This is a genomic window from Paenarthrobacter aromaticivorans, assembly GCF_019038615.1.
Taxonomy (GTDB): Bacteria; Actinomycetota; Actinomycetes; order Actinomycetales; family Micrococcaceae; genus Arthrobacter; species Arthrobacter aromaticivorans.
The window spans coordinates 84,620-102,445 of record NZ_JAHOPC010000011.1; the positions used below are offsets into that span (position 1 = coordinate 84,620).

Annotated in this window: 15 protein-coding genes and 1 riboswitch; of the genes, 7 read left to right on the plus strand and 8 right to left on the minus strand. The window is 63.1% G+C overall.

Going from position 1 to position 17,826, the window contains the following annotated elements:
- Nucleotides 1-95: 95 nt before the first annotated feature.
- Entirely contained in the window at nucleotides 96-899 is an 804-nt protein-coding gene (locus tag KSW38_RS16885) for a gamma-glutamyl-gamma-aminobutyrate hydrolase family protein (protein ID WP_216926084.1), read from the minus strand.
- 74 nt (nucleotides 900-973) lie between these two features.
- Here KSW38_RS16885 and KSW38_RS16890 point away from each other — a divergent pair, with 74 nt between their 5' ends.
- Nucleotides 974-2,110, plus strand: coding sequence for an LOG family protein (locus KSW38_RS16890; protein WP_216926175.1), 1,137 nt, complete (start codon nucleotides 974-976; stop codon nucleotides 2,108-2,110).
- Between the two features lie 18 nt (nucleotides 2,111-2,128).
- On the opposite strand, the gene KSW38_RS16895 is transcribed toward KSW38_RS16890, so the two are convergent.
- The 3 genes from KSW38_RS16895 to KSW38_RS16905 all read right to left on the minus strand — a co-directional run bounded on the left by KSW38_RS16895 (nucleotide 2,129) and on the right by KSW38_RS16905 (nucleotide 5,281).
- Nucleotides 2,129-3,043 (minus strand): matrixin family metalloprotease, encoded by a 915-nt coding sequence (locus KSW38_RS16895; RefSeq protein ID WP_216926085.1) that lies wholly within the window; start codon nucleotides 3,041-3,043, stop codon nucleotides 2,129-2,131.
- A 117-nt stretch (nucleotides 3,044-3,160) separates the two neighbouring features.
- Nucleotides 3,161-3,997 carry a matrixin family metalloprotease gene (locus tag KSW38_RS16900; RefSeq protein ID WP_216926176.1) on the minus strand — a complete coding sequence of 279 codons (837 nt, stop codon included), beginning with the start codon at nucleotides 3,995-3,997 and terminating at the stop codon, nucleotides 3,161-3,163.
- Between the two features lie 120 nt (nucleotides 3,998-4,117).
- Nucleotides 4,118-5,281 carry a VIT1/CCC1 transporter family protein gene (locus KSW38_RS16905; protein WP_216926086.1) on the minus strand — a complete coding sequence of 388 codons (1,164 nt, stop codon included), beginning with the start codon at nucleotides 5,279-5,281 and terminating at the stop codon, nucleotides 4,118-4,120.
- Between the two features lie 278 nt (nucleotides 5,282-5,559).
- On the opposite strand from KSW38_RS16905, the gene KSW38_RS16910 reads away from it, so the two are divergent.
- The gene (locus tag KSW38_RS16910; RefSeq protein WP_216926087.1) at nucleotides 5,560-5,754 is read left to right on the plus strand and encodes a hypothetical protein; all 195 of its coding nucleotides are present in this window, start codon (nucleotides 5,560-5,562) and stop codon (nucleotides 5,752-5,754) included.
- 12 nt (nucleotides 5,755-5,766) lie between these two features.
- Here the strand turns inward: KSW38_RS16910 and KSW38_RS16915 are convergent, their stop codons facing one another.
- Nucleotides 5,767-6,066 carry a hypothetical protein gene (locus KSW38_RS16915; RefSeq protein WP_216926088.1) on the minus strand — a complete coding sequence of 100 codons (300 nt, stop codon included), beginning with the start codon at nucleotides 6,064-6,066 and terminating at the stop codon, nucleotides 5,767-5,769.
- Between the two features lie 15 nt (nucleotides 6,067-6,081).
- A riboswitch (SAM riboswitch) is annotated at nucleotides 6,082-6,201 on the minus strand.
- 201 nt (nucleotides 6,202-6,402) lie between these two features.
- A complete protein-coding gene (locus tag KSW38_RS16920) occupies nucleotides 6,403-7,944 on the minus strand; it encodes a sodium:solute symporter family protein (protein ID WP_216926089.1) in 1,542 nt (513 codons plus the stop codon).
- 266 nt (nucleotides 7,945-8,210) lie between these two features.
- Between KSW38_RS16920 and KSW38_RS16925 the strand changes: the two genes are divergently transcribed.
- Entirely contained in the window at nucleotides 8,211-8,786 is a 576-nt protein-coding gene (locus tag KSW38_RS16925) for a helix-turn-helix domain-containing protein (RefSeq protein ID WP_017197669.1), read from the plus strand.
- A gap of 93 nt (nucleotides 8,787-8,879) precedes the next feature.
- Here the strand turns inward: KSW38_RS16925 and KSW38_RS16930 are convergent, their stop codons facing one another.
- Together KSW38_RS16930 and KSW38_RS16935 are read right to left on the minus strand one after the other, a co-directional pair.
- Nucleotides 8,880-9,722, minus strand: coding sequence for a type IV toxin-antitoxin system AbiEi family antitoxin domain-containing protein (locus tag KSW38_RS16930; protein WP_216926090.1), 843 nt, complete (start codon nucleotides 9,720-9,722; stop codon nucleotides 8,880-8,882).
- A gap of 279 nt (nucleotides 9,723-10,001) precedes the next feature.
- Nucleotides 10,002-11,975 carry an APC family permease gene (locus KSW38_RS16935; protein ID WP_216926091.1) on the minus strand — a complete coding sequence of 658 codons (1,974 nt, stop codon included), beginning with the start codon at nucleotides 11,973-11,975 and terminating at the stop codon, nucleotides 10,002-10,004.
- A gap of 233 nt (nucleotides 11,976-12,208) precedes the next feature.
- Between KSW38_RS16935 and speB the strand changes: the two genes are divergently transcribed.
- From speB to KSW38_RS16955, 4 genes are all read left to right on the plus strand, one after another.
- On the plus strand, nucleotides 12,209-13,279 hold the full coding sequence (gene speB, locus KSW38_RS16940) for an agmatinase (protein ID WP_216926092.1): 1,071 nt from the start codon (nucleotides 12,209-12,211) through the stop codon (nucleotides 13,277-13,279).
- Nucleotides 13,276-14,979: a thiamine pyrophosphate-binding protein gene (locus KSW38_RS16945; RefSeq protein WP_216926093.1), complete on the plus strand. Its 1,704-nt coding sequence runs from the start codon at nucleotides 13,276-13,278 to the stop codon at nucleotides 14,977-14,979. The genes speB and KSW38_RS16945 overlap by 4 nt, the downstream gene beginning before the upstream one ends.
- 210 nt (nucleotides 14,980-15,189) lie before the next feature.
- On the plus strand, nucleotides 15,190-15,672 hold the full coding sequence (locus KSW38_RS16950) for a MarR family winged helix-turn-helix transcriptional regulator (protein WP_216926094.1): 483 nt from the start codon (nucleotides 15,190-15,192) through the stop codon (nucleotides 15,670-15,672).
- Between the two features lie 9 nt (nucleotides 15,673-15,681).
- On the plus strand, nucleotides 15,682-17,814 hold the full coding sequence (locus KSW38_RS16955; protein WP_216926095.1) for an MFS transporter: 2,133 nt from the start codon (nucleotides 15,682-15,684) through the stop codon (nucleotides 17,812-17,814).
- Nucleotides 17,815-17,826 lie beyond the last annotated feature (12 nt).

The window sequence follows — 17,826 nt, forward strand, 5'->3', positions numbered from 1 at the left end:
CCAGCCGGCAAACTTACGACGCCCACGGGACGTCATTCGAATGGAGTTATGCGCTTGCCGGGCTTTCAGCTGAGCTGAAAGCGATGCAGTGAGCGTTACTGTACTCCTCCGGGGCCCGCCTGGGTAGGGTTCCGGCACACTTCCACGAACGCTTTAAAAGGCGCCAGTCGCTGGTTATCGGGAAGCTGGGACGCTTCCGGATGCCACTGCACCGAGGCAACCCAACGGGAAGGATCTTCAAGCGCTTCCACCGTGCCGTCGTCGGCGATCGCCGTGACCACCAGGCCTTCACCCACCCTGGCCACCGCCTGGTGATGCCCCGAGGCGATCTTGATGGAGGTCCCGTCCGGGGCGCCATAGAGCGCGGCGGTCTTCGATCCTGGTGCAAGTACAACGTCATGCCATGCCCACTCACTGGCCGTGGGATCGTCGGGATTCAATCCGTTGTGGTTGACGGCCGACGGTGCCATGTCCTGGATCAACGTCCCGCCGTACAGCACGTTCAACAACTGGTGGCCGCGGCAGATCCCCAGCAGCGGAAGGCCGGCGTCGATCGTGGCCCGGGCGACGTCGATGTCCAGGTGGTCCTGTTCCGGGTTGACGTCATACACCGATTCCTCCGGATCCTGGCCATAAAGACGCGGTTCCAGGTCCCCGCCACCGGGCAGCAGCACGCCGTCGAGCGTTTTCATGACGGAGGCCAGACGCCCGGCGCTATCAGCGGAAACGGGGGTCAGCAACACGGGCTGCGCGCCCGCTTCACGGAGCAAATCCACAATAAGGGTGAACAGTTGGTTGGCTTCGCCCACGCGGGCGTCGGGATTGTCCGAGCTGCTAAGGCGAATCGGAACTCCGATACGCGGCCGGGCGCCAGCGCCGCCCTCATCTGAAGTCTTCATGCTTCATCATGCAACGGAACATCGCCCTACGCGTAAACGGGACTCAAGCCGTTGAGCACCACTACGCTGATGCCATGAATCCCTCCGGTGCCTTGAACCCAAGTCCACGGACGCTCGACGTCGAAAGCATCGTCCATTTCGACCAACTGGTTACCTCCGGGGCGGGATCCATGCACGGCTGGCATGCGCAGTCGCTGGATCTTCGCGGACGTTCGCGGGAACTGAAAATGATGGACCCGCAGGGCGCGATCTTCCTGGGATGCACTTTCGACGACGGCATCGAGGAGAGCCTGCGAAGCCGGGGCGCCCTCATCTTCCCCAAGATGCGGGGCGTGCCCTTCAACCCGTATCGCGGCACTCTCTACACGGCCAGCGAACTCTACGAGGACATTTCCACTACCGAGTATGAAGCCACCCTGGACGCGAGGATTTACCAGTGGAGCATCCTTCCGGGAAAGCGGGCAAGCCTTGACGCAACGCTCGCCGCAGCCCTCCACGACCACGCGATCGGCGACGCCCTGGACGAACTGCTGCAAGACGGTGACCTGGCAGGTACCAAACTCGTGGGCGTCATGGGCGGACACGCCGCGCAGCGCGGAACCAAGGAATTCGCCGACGCCGCGCGGCTGGGTCGCTTGCTGGCGCAAGCCGGATTCACAGTGGCAACCGGCGGTGGCCCCGGCGCGATGGAAGCGGCCAACATGGGTGCCTACCTCAGCGGACTGCCCGACGCCGATTCCACCGCAGCGCTGGAAACGCTGGCTTCCATACCGGGGTTCAGGCCCTCGGTGACGGCTTGGGCGCGGCGAGCAGCCGCCGTCGTCGAACGTTACCCAGAAGGCGCAGCGACGCTGGGCATACCCACCTGGTTCTACGGCCACGAACCACCAAACCTGTTCGCCACCCACATCGCCAAGTACTTCGCCAACGCGATCCGGGAAGCGATCCTCCTGGAGCTATGCAACGGCGGGATCGTGTTCCTGCCCGGTTCTGCCGGAACCGTGCAGGAGATCTTCCAGGACGCCTGCGAAAACTATTACGGAGCCCCCGAAACCATCACTCCCATGGTCCTGGTAGGCCGCGACCATTGGGAACACACTTACCCGGCATGGGCCATGCTGCGGAGCCTCGCGGCCGGGAGGCCCATGGCAGACAGGATTTTCCTGGTGGATACTGTGGAGGACGCGCTCGCAGTGGTGGCCGCGGGTTAGAAGTCCTTGCTGCAGGGGCTAGAAGTCTTTGCTGCAGGGGCCCGAGCCCAGCTGGGCAAGGCCCGTCTTGTCCCCGGCGGCGTATTCGCGAACCCACGAGGCTTGGTCGTACATCAGCTGGCGGGGGTCATCCACATGGTCCAAACCTAGAACGTGTCCGAGTTCGTGCATGATCACGGCCGTGCCCACTTCCTTGCCCTGGGGTGAGTCCATGATCCCGGCAAACTGCGGTGCATCCAACGATACCGAGCCGGTCACGTAGGCCTTGTAGCCGTTGCTGAGGCCGATGGAGGAACTTCCGCCCAAGCCCACTGTTTGTCCGGTCAGCCGCGGCACCTGCTCCGGCGTGGTCCAGGCAATCAGCACAGGCGCCCAGCGGTCACCGTAGGTGGTGGGCTGGTAGCCGGCCCTGTTGCTCGTGGGGATTTCGGACGTCGGACCGTCATAAATGAACTGCAGTCCGGAGGCGAGGCTGGCCTGCCGAACGGCGTCCTCCACCATGGAATACCAGCTCGTTGGGGCCAGATCTGCGTTGACCACGTAGTGGATCGGCCTGCAAGGGGAGTATGCCAGGGGAGTTCCGTCCTCCTTGACGGCCAGGAATTTGTAGGAAGTGCTGGTCCGCTGCAACGGCGCCGGCGTGCCCAGGGGTGCGTCGGCTTCCTCGAAGCCGGGCAGCGGATCCTGACGTTGGCCAAAGGGAACCAGCCCGGGCCGCGGCGCTTGGCTCTGCGTCGTGGAATCGGACCAGAACTGTTGCAGTTCGCCGCTGAAATATGCGCTGGCGCAGACCAAACCGAGAACGCCAAACAGGAACAGGATGGCCGCGATGCTGCTGTGCTTGATGGGGGGCCGGGGCGGCGGCTTGGCGTGCTGCTGGTAAGGCGGCGGGGGATAGGGGTCTGGCCACTCTGGCGACCCATAAGGTTCCATCGAACCCCCTCACGGGACGGCCCACTCGGACGGTGGGGCGCCGCCGTCGGCCGCTTCCGTCAGGATAGAGCCCATGGGGCCGCGAGTCCATGGCGATTCATGAGAAGCTGCGCTGCTTCAGATGTCCTTGCGGCAAGGAGCCGAGGCCAGGAGGTGAAGACCGTTCAGGTCGCCGGCAGCCAATCCGTCAGGGGCGCCGATCTCCGGGTACATAAGCTGAACCGGATCACCGACATGATCCAGACCCATGACGTGCCCCAGTTCGTGCTGCATGACTGCCAGCACGTAGTCCGAACCGCCTTCCTCGGCCAGAAGTTCAGCCACTTGCGGGGTGTCGAGCTCCAGGCTGCCCGTGATGTAGCTCTTGGGACCATTGTTGAGTGAGTACATGGTGCTGCCGCCCGTACCGATGACGGTGTCGGCCAGCGCCGGAGCCGTCTCGGGAGTGGTCCACGAAATCAGCAAGGGTGCCCACCGGTCACCGTACTTGGACGGTTGGTACGGTTCGCGTTTAGCGGTAGGCAACTCATCGGTGCTGCCATCGTTGATGAACTGGATTCCGGATGCCGCGGAGATATTGGCGATTGCGGTGGCAAGCAGGGCATCCGTACCCTCCGGTGCGGTAGCGGCATTCACGACGTAGTGCAGGGGACGGCACGGTGAGTACCCAACCGGAGTGCCGTCGTCGTTGGTTGCCAGGAACTTGTACGAATCGCTGGCGCTGGCTGGGGGCGGCGGCGATGCCAGCGGGGCGTCCGCCTCGTCGATTCCTGGAGGCGGCGCGTCCAGGGCCCGGGCCGGGGTCTGCTCGATCGGCTCGCTTTTGGGCGAATTGGGCAGGGCCACACCCGGAAACAGCCCGATGATTCGCGGATCGCCGTGGAGCAAACCGCTGACAAGGACAGCCACGACGGCGGCGACACCAGCCATGAGGACGCCGCGAAGAATTCGCAGCGTTGTGCCCGCACGACGGTGTTTTGGCGCGCGCAACGGCGGCTGCTCCGAATCCACGGTTCTCCATTCCCTACGCCCCGGTCACGCGGGGCTGCGCGGAGGACGAACCAACATTACCGCCTAGACGATCAACGTTCCGAACGCGAGGCCTAGCCCATAAGTGGCGGCCGCGGCACCCAGGCCGATCGCCAGCTGCCGCAAGCCACGGCTCAGCGGTGAGGTCCCGGACAACAGCCCGACGACGGCGCCAGTCGCCAGGAGCGCGATGCCCACCAGAACACCGGCTACTGTCAGTGCCGCCACACCCGTCATGCCGAAGATAAACGGAAGGATGGGCACGATCGCACCCGAGGCGAAGAAGCAGAAGCTGGACATCGCAGCACCCCAGGCAGAGCCGACCATTTCGTGGTCATCGGCGGGCTGCTCCTTCTCCGGTTGCAAGGAGAGGCTGGGATCGCAGTCGCAGCTGAAGAGTCCCATGCGCTCGGCGGCACGGTGCTCGGCGGCCTCACGGGTCATGCCGCGGGCCAGGTACACCAGCACGAGCTCATTGTGTTCGATGTCCAAAGAAGGGGCGGCCGTGAGGGTAGCCTGCGTGGGTAGCGTGGCGTTAAGCAACTCCCGTTGCGAGCGGACCGAAACGTACTCGCCGGCACCCATGGACAGGGCCCCGGCCAGCAATCCGGCAACACCGCTCATAAGGACCACCGGGCTGGGAACGCCCGTTGCGGCCATACCCATGACCAGTGAAAGGTTGCTCACCAAGCCGTCGTTGGCCCCAAAAACGGCAGCGCGGAAGGTACCGGAGAGCCTGTTGCGTCCACGGGTGGCAAGGCCCCTGACAACTTCTTCGTGGATTTGTTCGTCGGCAACCATGGCCGCAGTGGCAGCGGGTTCTGCACCGTAGGGGGAACGGCCTTCCGCACGCTGGGCCAGGGCGAGCACGAACACCGAACCGAAGTGCCGGGCCAGGAAGCCAAGTAGCTGGCTCCGGGTGGACGCCCCCTTCGGCATTCCAGCGTGCTCTCCGAGGAGCTTGAGCCAGTGTGCCTCGTGCCTTCCTTCTGCCTCGGCCAAGGCGAGCAGGATCTGGCGTTCTTCGCCGTCACGACGCTGGGCGAGTTCCCGGTAGACGGCGGCTTCGGCTCGCTCGTCGGCCAGGTATTGACGCCACCGCCTGATGTCCGCCGATGTGGGCCGGGCTGGTTGGGGCGGTGTTCCGGATCCGGGGGCGGGGTCCGGAGCGGGGCTCGACGAACCGTGGGATTCCTGGTGCTTCTGCACTTTTTCTCCTGTGCTGGGTGGGGTAGTTGCGGCCCCATTGCACGCCCACTGTACCGCTTATTGGCGCGGATTTTTGGCCGGTATTCCTTAGTTGGAATGTTCGGCATGCCTTAATTTACGAAGGTGCAATCCTCTGCTTTGAGCCTTTCCTTGGGTCCATGTTGGCCGTTGCCTTGACCCTCTTCAGGCACAGTGCTCAGATGGAAGGACAGGGGCGGGGGCCCTCCCCGCACTCGGTCAGCAGGCTGCTTGCCAGCCCACCAGACGGAGGTTGCAGCATGGACACCACCGAACCGCACGCCAACCACCCGGAACGGGAGACCATCGAGTCAGACCCCGCCTACGACTACAGCGAAGACCAGGAAGTCGACGAACCCTGGGTGGAGGAAATCGACGTCCCTGAAGACGACGAGCGGGTTGTCCCCCTGGATGAAACCGAAGAATTCCGCGGGGAAGAAGACGAAGAATTCTAGGACTCTTTTCTTCTAGGCAGGGCCCTCCTCATCCAAGGTGAAATGCCGCTCCAGTCCGGCCGGACGCCCCAGCGCTGCAACAGTCACCGTTAACGTCCTCGACGATGCACACCACCGCGATGGACGCACAGCCTGGGCAAGAGCACGCGCCAACAGCTGCGCTTCAGGGTGCCGGAATCGGGTCAGGCCACCGTTCAGGAACAGGGTCACAGTCCCACGGACAAGGTCGACGCCGGGAATCACCGGAACGGTGGGCGTCTCGGATTTGGTGGGGGTCGTTTGAGTTGGGCTGACTACACCTTGGTACGGCAAGGACTGCTCCTTTAGGGAGTGCTCTTGCCCGCTCGGTTGTCTCTGGTCCGGGGCGGGCCGCTTCCTCATCCGAACCACCCGTGAACATGGGGTTGGTGTGTGGCCAGTCGGAGCTTTGCGCCACCTCTCTTGAAGCTGGGACCACTGTACTGGAGGAGTGCTGTCCTGAAGAACTGCGGGTGGGTTGTTGTGGGGCCTGGTGTGCGTGCCAAGGGGTGTGGATGGGGCGCAGAGTGGGACCCACAACGCGGCGACTCGGGACGGAAAGCGCAACGGCGACGCCGCCCCGGAAAGGGGCGGCGCCGCCGTCGAACATTACCCGGGGCTGGGCGTCAGCTAGCTGGCGTTGTGGCTGCTGACAGGGTGGGCCTCCAGCGGCAGTTCTTCCGAGACTGCCCCGGCCACGCGCTTGTCCCACGCGGCCCGGACTTCGGGTTCGGTGGGTGGCGTGAGGAGGGAGATCACGACATAGGCCACGAACGAGGCCGCCAGGCCGTAGTAGATGGGTTCGTTGGCGTAGACGCCATCGACGCTCGGAATGACTCCAATAGCGAACAGAATCAACAGTGCCAGGGTCAATACAGAGCCCACTGCCATGGACCATGCAGCGGCGATACCGGTTCCGCGCTTCCACACCAGGCCGCCGAGAATCGCGACGAGGAGGCCGCCCACCAGGATGTCGTAGGCAATGGTGAGGGCAACAACCACGTCCTGCGCGGCCATGGAGATCACCACTGCAACGATGCCCAGGCCCAGAACCCAGTAGCGGTTGGCTTTGACGTCGTGCTCAGGGTTTTCGGTGTCGTCGGTGTTGATGGTCTTGCCGAACCAGCTGGCGACGAACGGAACAACATCTGCGCGAGCCACCGTGGCGGCGGCAATCAGGGCACCTGAAGCGGTGGACATCATGGCTGCAACAGCTGCGGCCATGACCAGGCCGCCAATGCCGATGGGCAGGATGTGCGTTGCCACTTCGGCGTACACCACGTCCTTGCCGAGGTTGGCGACATCGATGTTGGGGAGCGCCACCCGGGCGGCCAGGCCGATCAAGGCACCGGCTACACCGTAAAGGATGCAGTAAACGCCGGCGGTAGCTCCACCCCAGCGTGCAACCTTTGGAGTCTTGGCCGTGAAGACGCGCTGCCAGATGTCTTGGCCGATCAGGAGTCCAAGGGTGTAAACGACGAAGTACGTGATGATCGTCTGGACACCGATGCCGTCGATCTGGAAGAAGCTCGCATCGACGCGCTCACGGATTCCGTCGAGTCCTCCGGCCGCGTTCATGACGAAGGGGAGCATCAGGAAGAAGATGCCTACGGTCTTGATGATGAACTGGACCTGGTCGGCCAGCGTGATGGACCACATGCCACCGATGGTCGAGTAAACAAGCACAATTGCGCCGCCGACGGCGATCGCCATCCAGCGTTCCCAGTCGAAGAGGACTACGAAGATGGTGGCGTATGCGCCGGTGGACGTGGCACAGAGCATGAGGGTGTAGGCGAGCATCACGATTCCGGAGGTCTGCGTGGCCTTGCTGCCGTAGCGAAGGCTGAGCATTTGGGAAACCGTATAGATCTTCAGGCGCTGGATGGTGCCAGCGAAGAGCAAGCTCAGCAGGAGGACGCCGGAGCCGATTGCGACTACCAGCCACATCCCTGAGATGCCGAACTTGTAGCCCAAGCCGACGCCGCCGACCGTGGATGCGCCACCAAGGACAACCGCGGCCATGGTGCCTGTGTAAAGGAAGGGGCCCAGGCGGCGGCCAGCCACCAGGAAGTCGCTGTTGTTCTTGGTGCGGGACTTGCCCCACCAACCGAATGCAAGCATTGCAAGCAGGTACACCACCACAATGGCGATGTTTATGAACGATGAGTCCATGAGTGGCTCCTTGGAGCTGGTGCACGGAGTTTGGGGGTTTCGACGTTACTCCTGGGAAGTGCCGAAGTCTCCGTGCTGATGATGGGAGATTGGGGATCGTGTTGTGCCTCACAGACAACACTTGTTGCCTATGAGGATATGTTGTGATGGGAGTAACAGTCAAGGGGCTTTGGTCATCCTCGGGCTGTTAAGGGCTCCGGAGGCCCGCGGTCCCGCTACTATTGCTGCAATGACAGGGCCCAATGACAGGCCTGAAAGGTTCGTGAATGAAGGCTCTCCCCGTTGAACCAAGCAACGTTCCTGTTGCTATCGGTTCCAGAATCCGCGCAGCCCGCCAGGCGCAGCGACTCACCATCGAGCAAGTGGCGGACGCGACAGGCCTAACCAAAGGCTTCCTCAGCCGTGTCGAACGCGACCTGACCTCGCCGTCGGTCGCTTCACTTGTAACCCTTTGCCAGGTCCTGTCCGTGTCGGTAGGAGACTTGTTTGCCGCTCCGGAAACGCACCTGACCAGGCGCGACGACGGCCCCCGGATTTCCCTGGGTGGCCAGGGCATTGTGGAGCGCTTGTTAACAGCCCGATCGGAGCGGCGGCTGCAAATCCTTCAGGCCACCATCGAACCGCGGGGTCGTGGTGAAAACGAGCTCTACGCCGTTGACTGCGATGTTGACGTCCTCCATGTGGTGAAGGGACGCATCAAACTGATCCTGACCAACGAGGAGTACGACCTCGAAGAAGGGGACACCCTCTCCTTCCCGGGCCGGGAACCCCATACCTGGGTCAATCCCACGGACGAAACCGTCGAGGTCCTCTGGGTTCTGGTGCCCGCAGCGAGCCGCTAGACCTTCCCGCTGCTCCGCGGTCCGTCCCAGTTGCCCGCCGTTTACTCCCCGGATTTGGTGAGGGGGCCCTGGAATCCCTTGGCCTGGCCGGGTTCACTGCGTCACGAACCGGGGAGGAGCGTCGCGTGGGAGGCTGAGGACTGCCCGAATTTCTGCAAGCACGCGCTCCGGTTCAAACCAGATGACCTCCGGCGGATACCTCAGCACCAAGAATCCGTTGACCATGGAGGCATTATTCCGTGCAAGGTCATTCCGTAGGGATTTCCTGCTTGAGTGATACGCGAAACCGTCCACTTCCACGATGAGGAAGTCCTCAATGAGAAAGTCGACGCGCCCGATTCCAGGGATCGCTACTTGGGAGTTGAAGGCGATGCCATGAGTGCGAAACAGGTGCTGTGCATCGACCTCCACAATGGACTCCGCACTCAGGTCCAGCTCATTGAGGGCGTCGAGAACAGGCCGCGACCTGTCTCCCCGTAACTGATCCTTCAGTAGTTCCAATGGCACACCGTGCAAGCGAATCGCCGATGTTGCGATTGCCGTTGATGCGGGTGGTTCCAGGCACGCCATTGCGTGCAGCACGACGTCCTCGACGGCGGCAATGGGGAGAGTGGGATGGGGGTCGAACCTGTTGGTTCTGTGTCTGACGAAGCCGAGACCGTGCCCGTGGTTGCAGGCCAAATGGTGGAGATCGGGTGTCTTGCGTAGCCACAGCCCATAATGCGGGGCGGCGCTGGCGCAGGAGACGTGGGCGTTGTGACGGAGGGCCGCTGCCAACTCTGGTTTATGTTCCCCAAGCATGAAGACGCCCCGCCGAGGCTGTCGTGCCCCTTGGCTTGAAAGGCGTGCGAGATCCGCGCGCGAGTAGCCTGCGGCCAGCAGTTGCCTGGTTCGGGCAACTCCGCCGATTTTCTGGAGGTACCGGAGGGCATCCATCGGGCCAGTTCACACGCTTCCCGTGTCCCGTGAAATGACCAATTTGCCGTATGTGGGCAACGCCGGATGGACGCCCTCTCCCAGTTCGTGCTCCGAGCCGCCGCGCTCCTCCCCGGTTGCCCCCGGATCTCAAACCACCGCCCAAGCGAGGGGCCTGGAAATCCAGGGTTTGCCCGGGGCGTGCCTGGGACAAAAGGGGACGAAGTGGGGAGGAACGAAGCTGGGCGGGGGACCAACCGGGGAGGGGCGCGTCGGAAGTCGGGAAGCAACGCGGGATAGTCAGCCCACGTGGACCCATGGACGGCGGGTGATGTCCGGCTCAGCCTCACGCAATACCTCGCGGGTGACCGGCGCGATCTCGCCTTCGCCGAAGAACAGGAACCTGCTGAGGTTGGAGATCGGGTTGCCCTCGGTCCAGCGGAAGTAGATGTGTGGCATGAAACCCGTAACGTCGCGGATGTGGAGCAAGACGGCGGCAAGGGTGTTGGGTACGTTGTTGCTGTGGACTTCCAGGATCTTGAAGCCATGCCGTTTCTTGCCAACTACCTGGAGCTCCTGCTCGAAGTCTGAGCTGTCTTCAACAATGATCTCGATGAACACCGCATCGCAATCCAGCGGCAGGTGGTTGGCCTGCTGCGCGTGCTGGAGCTTCTCCCGGTACCGCCCAGCGCTTAGGTGTTTAGGTTCATGGGCGATGATCCGGACCGGTCCGTCGACGTTGTTCGCAGTGAATTCGAGTGCGGTCTGGTCCATCTTGATATGCGTGGCACGGAGCTCAAAGGCACGCCGGATCCGCGAAATAAAGCTCACTGCCATTATGCCCAGAATGAACAGTGCGGCGATCTTCAGGCCGTCCGGACGCTCGATTGAGTTGACCACGGTGGTGTAGATGAAGACCAGGGAAACCAGCCCGAAGCCGATGAACTGTGCCCGTTGTTTCTTTCGCCGGGCGGAAAGTGTCACAGCGATGGAGGCGGAGGTGATCAAGACGAGTACGCCCGTGGCGTAGGCGCCTCCCTGCGCGTTGACGTCGGCTTGGAAAATAATCGTCACTATGAAGGCGATGAGCGTGAAGACCAGGACGAGTGGTCGCAATGCGCGGACCCACGCTGGAGCCATTCCGTAGCGCGGGAGGTACCTGGGGACCAGGTTCAGGAGGCCGGCCATGGCCGAGGCTCCGGCAAACCACAGAATAGCGATGGTACTGACGTCGTACACCGTGCCAAATCCGTCGCCCAGGAATTTGTGGGCGAGGAAAGCCAGGGCCCGCCCATCAGCCTTGCCGCCGGGTTCGAATTCCGCGGCTGGGATCAGCATGACGGTGGTGAAGCTGGATGTTATGAGGAACGAGCTCATGATGATGGCGGCGGTGGTCAGGAGCTTGTGGGCGCCCTTGATCCGACCGGCTGGCTTGGCTTCAGTGTCGGAGGGATGTCCCTTGATCTGCGGCATGACTGCGACGCCGGTCTCGAACCCGGAGAGGCCAAGGGCCAGCCGTGGGAACACCAGCAGCGCCAGGGCAATCATCAGGATGGGATCACCGTGGGATGTGTTCAGTGCGGTCCACCAGTCCGAGATGACCCGGGACTCCGTGAAGGCATGGCTGATGGAGACGATGACGACCACAAGGTTCAGTGCCAGGAAGGCGCCAACCAGGACGACGGCCACGTTGATGGCTTCCTTGAATCCCCGCAGGAAGACGATGCCCAGTCCTGCAATGAGGGCCAGCGTGATGACAACCTGCTGGCCTTCCAGGAAGTGCGGAGCAAAGGGGTTCTCAATGAGGTGGGCGGTCGCGTCGGCGGCGGAGAGGGTAATGGTGATCATGAAATCCGTGGCCGCAAAGCCGAGGAGTGCCAGGACGAACAACTTGCCACCCCATCGAGGAAGCAAGCGCTCGAGCATGGCAATGGAACCCTCGCCCCGAGGACTTTCCCTGGCAACGCGACGGTATACAGGAAGTGCACCGGCCAGGGTGACGAAGACCAGCAGCAGCGTGGCCAGTGGCGACAGTAATCCCGCAGCCAGGGCCGCGATCGCTGGCTGATAGCCCAGCGTTGAGAAGTAGTCCAAGCCCGTGAGGCACATGACCTTCCACCAGGCCTGCGGTTTGTGGGCTTCCGCAGGCTTTCCGTGGGGACCCTGCCGCTTGCCCGAGGTATCCGGCATTCCTTCAAGCAGCCATGTTTTGAGGTGGAATGCGCTTTTGTGCCGGTCGGCAGGGTCGGCCGGCGGCCTCGTCAGGGTGGTCACGTTGTCCTTCCGGGCAGCAGTGTGCTGCTCATGCAAGGAGCGTATGGCCGCCTCCCGCGCCTGGACCCCGGTTTTTATGGAATCTTTACGCCTGATGTGACCGGCATCTCATGGGGGCTCGACCCTCAAGAGAACTTGTAAACAGCTGATGCTTATTAGGAAACTTTGAGTGTATGATGGGTGTCACACAGTTACTGATTCATCTCGACCTATCCACTAAGGAGTGGCGCATTTTGGAAGAGCTCCGTATTGAGGCCAACGGGAACCTTGGCCCCATCGATTCGTCCCGCATCCCGCGCTACGCCGGTGCTGCCACCTACGCCCGCCTGCCCCGCCTTGACCAGGTCTCCAAGGCTGACGTCACCGTTGTTGGCGTGCCCTTTGACTCCGGCGTTTCCTACCGCCCCGGCGCCCGCTTTGGCGCGAACCATGTGCGTGAGGCCAGCCGCCTGCTGCGCCCGTACAACCCTGCCTGGGATGTCAGCCCGTTCGAGAACATCCAGGTGGCGGATGCCGGTGACATGGCGGTAAACCCGTTCAACATCAACGAGGCCATCGAGACCATCCAGCAGAACGCCCTGGACCTTACGGCCAACGGCAGCAAGCTCGTCACCCTGGGCGGCGACCACACCATCGCCCTTCCGCTCCTGAGGGCAGCAGCAGAGCGCGCCGGTGAGCCAGTGGCCATGCTCCACTTCGACGCACACCTGGACACCTGGGACACCTACTTCGGGGCGGAGTACACGCACGGAACGCCGTTCCGCCGCGCAGTGGAAGAAGGCATCCTGGACACGGAGGCCATCAGCCACGTGGGTACCCGCGGTCCGCTGTATGGCAAGAAGGACCTCGACGACGACCACCGCTTTGGCTTCGGAATCGTCACCTCCGCTGACGTCTACTACCAGGGCGTCCTGGAGACGGTGGCCAAGATCCGCGACCGCGTCGGAAACCGTCCGCTGTACATTTCCGTGGACATCGACGTCCTGGATCCGGCACACGCCCCCGGCACCGGTACACCTGAAGCAGGCGGCATCACCAGCCGCGAACTGCTTGAGATCATCCGTGGATTCCGTGGCATGAACCTCGTCGGTGCGGACATTGTGGAAGTTGCCCCTGCGTATGACCACGCGGAAATCACGGGCGTGGCCGGCAGCCACGTTGCTTATGAACTGGTAACCCTCATGGCGGACAATGCCGTGGAAGGTGACCGCCACGGTGCTCCCAACGGCTACGCCCAGCAGGCCCTCGGTGCACGCATCGCAGAACTCGCCCAGGCAACCGGCACCGCGGGAGAGACGCGATGATCGATTTCGATCCAGGCACTGCCGCGCCAACGCGCGGTACCGATCAGCGCAACGGTGGGGACCTCGTCGTCGAGACCCTTGAAGCGTTGGGTGCGAAGACCGTGTTTGGTATCCCCGGGCAGCACGCTTTGGGTCTCTTCGACGCCATGGGCCGCGGGAACCTGCACTTCGTGTCTTCGCGCGTCGAGAACAACTCGGCGTTTGCGGCCGACGGTTACTCCCGCGCCACCGGCGAAGTAGGCGTGCTGTTCCTGTCCACCGGTCCGGGTGCGCTCACCTCCCTTGCTGGTTTGCAGGAGGCTTATGCCACCGGCGTTCCGATGGTGGTTATTGCCAGCCAGATTCCGCTTGAGGGCCTGGGTGCGCGCCGCAAGGGCATGCTGCACCAGTTGGACGACCAGAAGGCTTCCGCTGCGAACGTCACCAAGAGCCAGCGCCTGATCCAGCATGCCTCGGGAATCCCGTCGGCCATCCAGGACGCCTGGACCGAGGCGATTTCCTCGCCGCAGGGTCCGGTGTGGATCGAGATTCCGCAGAACGTCCTGCTGGATCCGATCATGGTCCCGCCGGTGGAGGACGCGCTCGCCGAGGCAGCAGACAACCCGCCGCGCGTCGAGCTGATCCGCGAGGCCGTGAAGTGGCTTTCGACGGCGGAACGTCCGGCGATCATCGCAGGCGGCGGTACGCGCCGTGGCCGGGCTGAGAAGTCGCTGCTCTCCATTGCCGAGCAGCTGCGTGCTCCCGTCATTTGCACCCCTGGCGGCAATGGTGCGTTCCCGTGGAAGCACGAGTTGTCGTTGCAGTCGTGGATCGAGGACCGGTACATGACCGATGTCCTGGAAGACGCCGACGTGCTTATAGTGATCGGTTCATCCCTCGGTGAAGTGACGTCCAACTACTTCACGTTCGAACCCCGCGGCCGCATCATCCAGATCGACGCCGAACCGCGCGTCCTCGAATCCAACCGGCCAGGCTTGGGCATCCGGGCCGACGCCGGCCAAGCCCTGGCAGCCTTGGACGAGGCACTGGCAGCAGCTGGTGCCGCGGACACTGTGAAGCGATCCTGGCACGGCACCAGCCCGGAGGACGTGGTCAGGGAATCCCTGGCCAAAGTCAAGGCACGCCTGGAATCCCAGGACCTGGCCAAGGAACTGAAGTTCATGGCCGATATCCGTGAAGCCGTCCCCGCGGACATGCAAACCTTCTGGGACATGACCATCTCCGCGTACTGGGGATGGAGCTGCTGGGACGCCCGCGAAGGCCAGTTCCATTCCGCGCAGGGTGCTGGTGGCCTCGGCTACGGCTTCCCGGCGGCAATCGGAGGTGCCGTCGGCCTGGAAACCGCCGGCAAGCCCGGCAGGGTGCTCGCTGTTTCCGGTGACGGTTCCTCGATGTACTCCATCTCCGAACTTGCCACGGCGAAGCAGCACAATATCCCGGTCACCTGGCTGATCGTGGACGACGGCGGCTACGGCATCCTCCGCGAATACATGGTGGGTGCTTTCGGCAAGGCCACGGCCACTGAGCTGGCACGCCCGGACTTCGTGAAGCTGGCAGAGTCGTTCGGTGTTCCGGCTCGGCGGGTTTCCCCGGAGGAAGTAGGGGACGCGCTCAAGGAGTCATTCGAGGCGGATGGCCCCAACGTCGTCGTGGTTGAGACGCTGCTGAAGATGTTCGGTCCCACCCACCTGGACGACTAAACGGATCACTAAACAACCAAATCAATCAGCCCCCGTACGGAACGCCGTGCGGGGGCTGACTGCGTTGTAGGGCCTGCCCTGCGCCCCAAAACCTTGGATTCGGACGCGAAGCAGGCCCCGCAACAACTGCGTATTCAATCTTCTTTAGTTTCCCAAAGCAATCAATATGAGTTATAGTTGCTCTAGGCAAACAAAAAAGGGGTGTTTTCCATGTCCGTCGGTTCTGCCACAGCAACCGATCTTGTGCATCAAATATTCGATCTCCAGCGCACCCTGCGCTGCGTGGTGACCGCCCACATGGCCCGCGTTCCCGACGTCGGGATGGCGGTCCAAGGCGTCATGCGCTTCATCGGCGAGGGGGAGACCCGGGCAACGGCACTAGCTGCGCGCCTGGGTGTCAGTGCTCCGGTCCTGAGCAGGCATGTCGCCGAACTAGAGGAACTTGGCTTCGTCGCAAGGCGGCCTGATCCTGCGGACGGCAGGGCCCAGCTGCTTGCCCTAACGGAGGATGGCGCGGCGAAGCTGCGCGAGGTCGAAGAACAACGCAGTGTGAGGCTGCGGGATTACCTGGCGGATTGGAGCGAGGCTGACGCCCTCGAGGCCTCCCAGGTCATCAACAAACTCACGACGTCCCTCAAGGACTCAATCCGGGCAACGGCGGCCGGCTCCACTACAACGACTCACACAGCTTAGGAGCCACGCATGGCCACACCAGTTCAGAATGCCGCCTCGGGGCAGGCCGTCGGGCGCAATACGCCGGGAATCGACACAGCCGCCGCACCCATGACGCATCGGCAAATCATGGAAGCCCTCACGGGTCTCCTCGCGGCCTTCTTCACGGCGATCCTCAGCAGCACGATTGTCGCCAACGCGCTGCCAACCATCATGTCCGAACTCAAGGGCACGCAGACCGATTTCGCCTGGGTCATCACCGCCGCTTTGCTGGCGAACGCGGCCACGACGCCGATCTGGGGAAAGCTTGCTGACCTCTTCGACAAGAAGCTCCTGGTCCAGCTGAGCATCATTATTTTCGTGGCGGGCTCCGTCATGGCCGGCCTGTCCGAGACGATTCCGCTGCTGCTTACCGCGCGTGTCATTCAAGGCATCGCATTGGGTGGCCTCACCGCCCTGGCCCAGGCAATCATCGGTTCCATGATTCCGCCGCGGGATCGTGGCAAGTACTCCGGCTACATGGGTGCCGTGATGGCAGTGGGCACTGCCGGGGGCCCGCTGCTGGGTGGCTTCATTGTGGACAGCCCGCTCGGCTGGCGCTGGACGTTCTTCGTCTGCGTACCACTGGCTGTGGTTGCGCTCATCCTGCTTCAGGTGACCTTGAAGATCCAGCACGTCAAGCGTCCCGCCAAGATCGACTGGCTCGGCTCCATCCTCCTGACTTCGGGCGTGAGCCTGCTCCTGATCTGGGTTTCCTTCGCCGGCAACCCGGACTACTACGATTGGTTCTCCTGGCAGTCAGCGCTCATGGTGGGCGGTGGCGTAGCGCTGCTGGCGCTCCTGGTGCTGGTGGAAACCAAAGTCGCCCAGCCGATCATTCCACTGAAGATCATCTCCGAGCGCACCACGGCACTTGCCATCATCGCGTCGATCGCGGTCGGTATCGCCATGTTTGGTTCGTCCACGTTCCTGGGCCAGTACTTCCAGGTGGCCCGTGGGGCCACGCCGACTGAGGCAGGGCTGCTCACGTTGCCAATGATCGCCGGCAACCTTATTGGTTCTGTGGCATCGGGCATCCTGATCAGCCGCTTTGGCAAATGGAAGCGGTTCCTGATCGCCGGCTCCGTGCTCCTGATCGGCGGCCTCGCTTTCGCCGGCACCATGGACCACACCACGGAACTCTGGATCGTCGCCATCTACATCGGTGTGTTCGGCCTCGGCCTGGGCATGCTGATGCAGAACCTGGTACTCGCCGTGCAGAACACAGTCCAGGCCAAGGACATCGGTACCGCCAGTGCGTCCGTTGCATTCTTCCGCTCTGTGGGTGGGGCAATCGGCGTGTCGGTCCTTGGGGCCATCATGTCCAACCACGTGAAGGACCTGGCAGTTGAAGGGATGGCCGCCGCCGGTATTCCTGTCCAGGGTGGCGGGTCCGGTGCCAGCATGGACCTGGCCGATATGCCTGCGCCCATCGCGGACATCATGCGCGCCGCTTACGGCGACGCCACCGCCCAGATCTTCCTGATCTCCGCAATCATCAGTGTGGTGGCACTCTTGGCTGTGCTGTTCATCAAGGAACGCCCGCTGCGGCGCACTGTTGACGCGGCGCCGGAGAAGGAAACCGTCCCGGCCGCGTCCGGTGATGCTGCCAAGCCCCTGGACGCATCGACTCTGGATACAACTTCCCTGGCCGCATCGACTCTGGATGCCGCTGACGCCCCAGCCGCTCAGGCGGGAACGTTCGACGACGGCGCAAGCCGCCTTAATGCCGGGCGTCGCCTTCCAGGTCGCCTCCAGGAGGGCGGCCAGGGTCCGGGCACGGACTCGGGATCCGATCTTGACCTCGAATTCGCCCGGATCCTGACCCAGGAACGCTCCCAGCCAACTGCGGACGTCAAGGAATTGCAGGAACAACTGTCCCGCACCCAGTACGTCCTGGCTGAACAGCAATTGCAGCTGAGCCGGGCCAACGTTGAGCTGCAGGCCCGTTTGCGGGAGCTGCAGACGGTCGGGGAGCAGCAGGCGCGCACTGCAAGCGAACTGTCCGCCCTCCGCAAGGAGATCAAGCGCGAACGCAGGCAGCAGGAGCGAATGGCGTTGCTTCTCCTCCAGGGCGTCCAAGCGCGGGAGGAACGGCCGGACCACGGCAAGCACGCGGGCTAGTACAGCTAGACA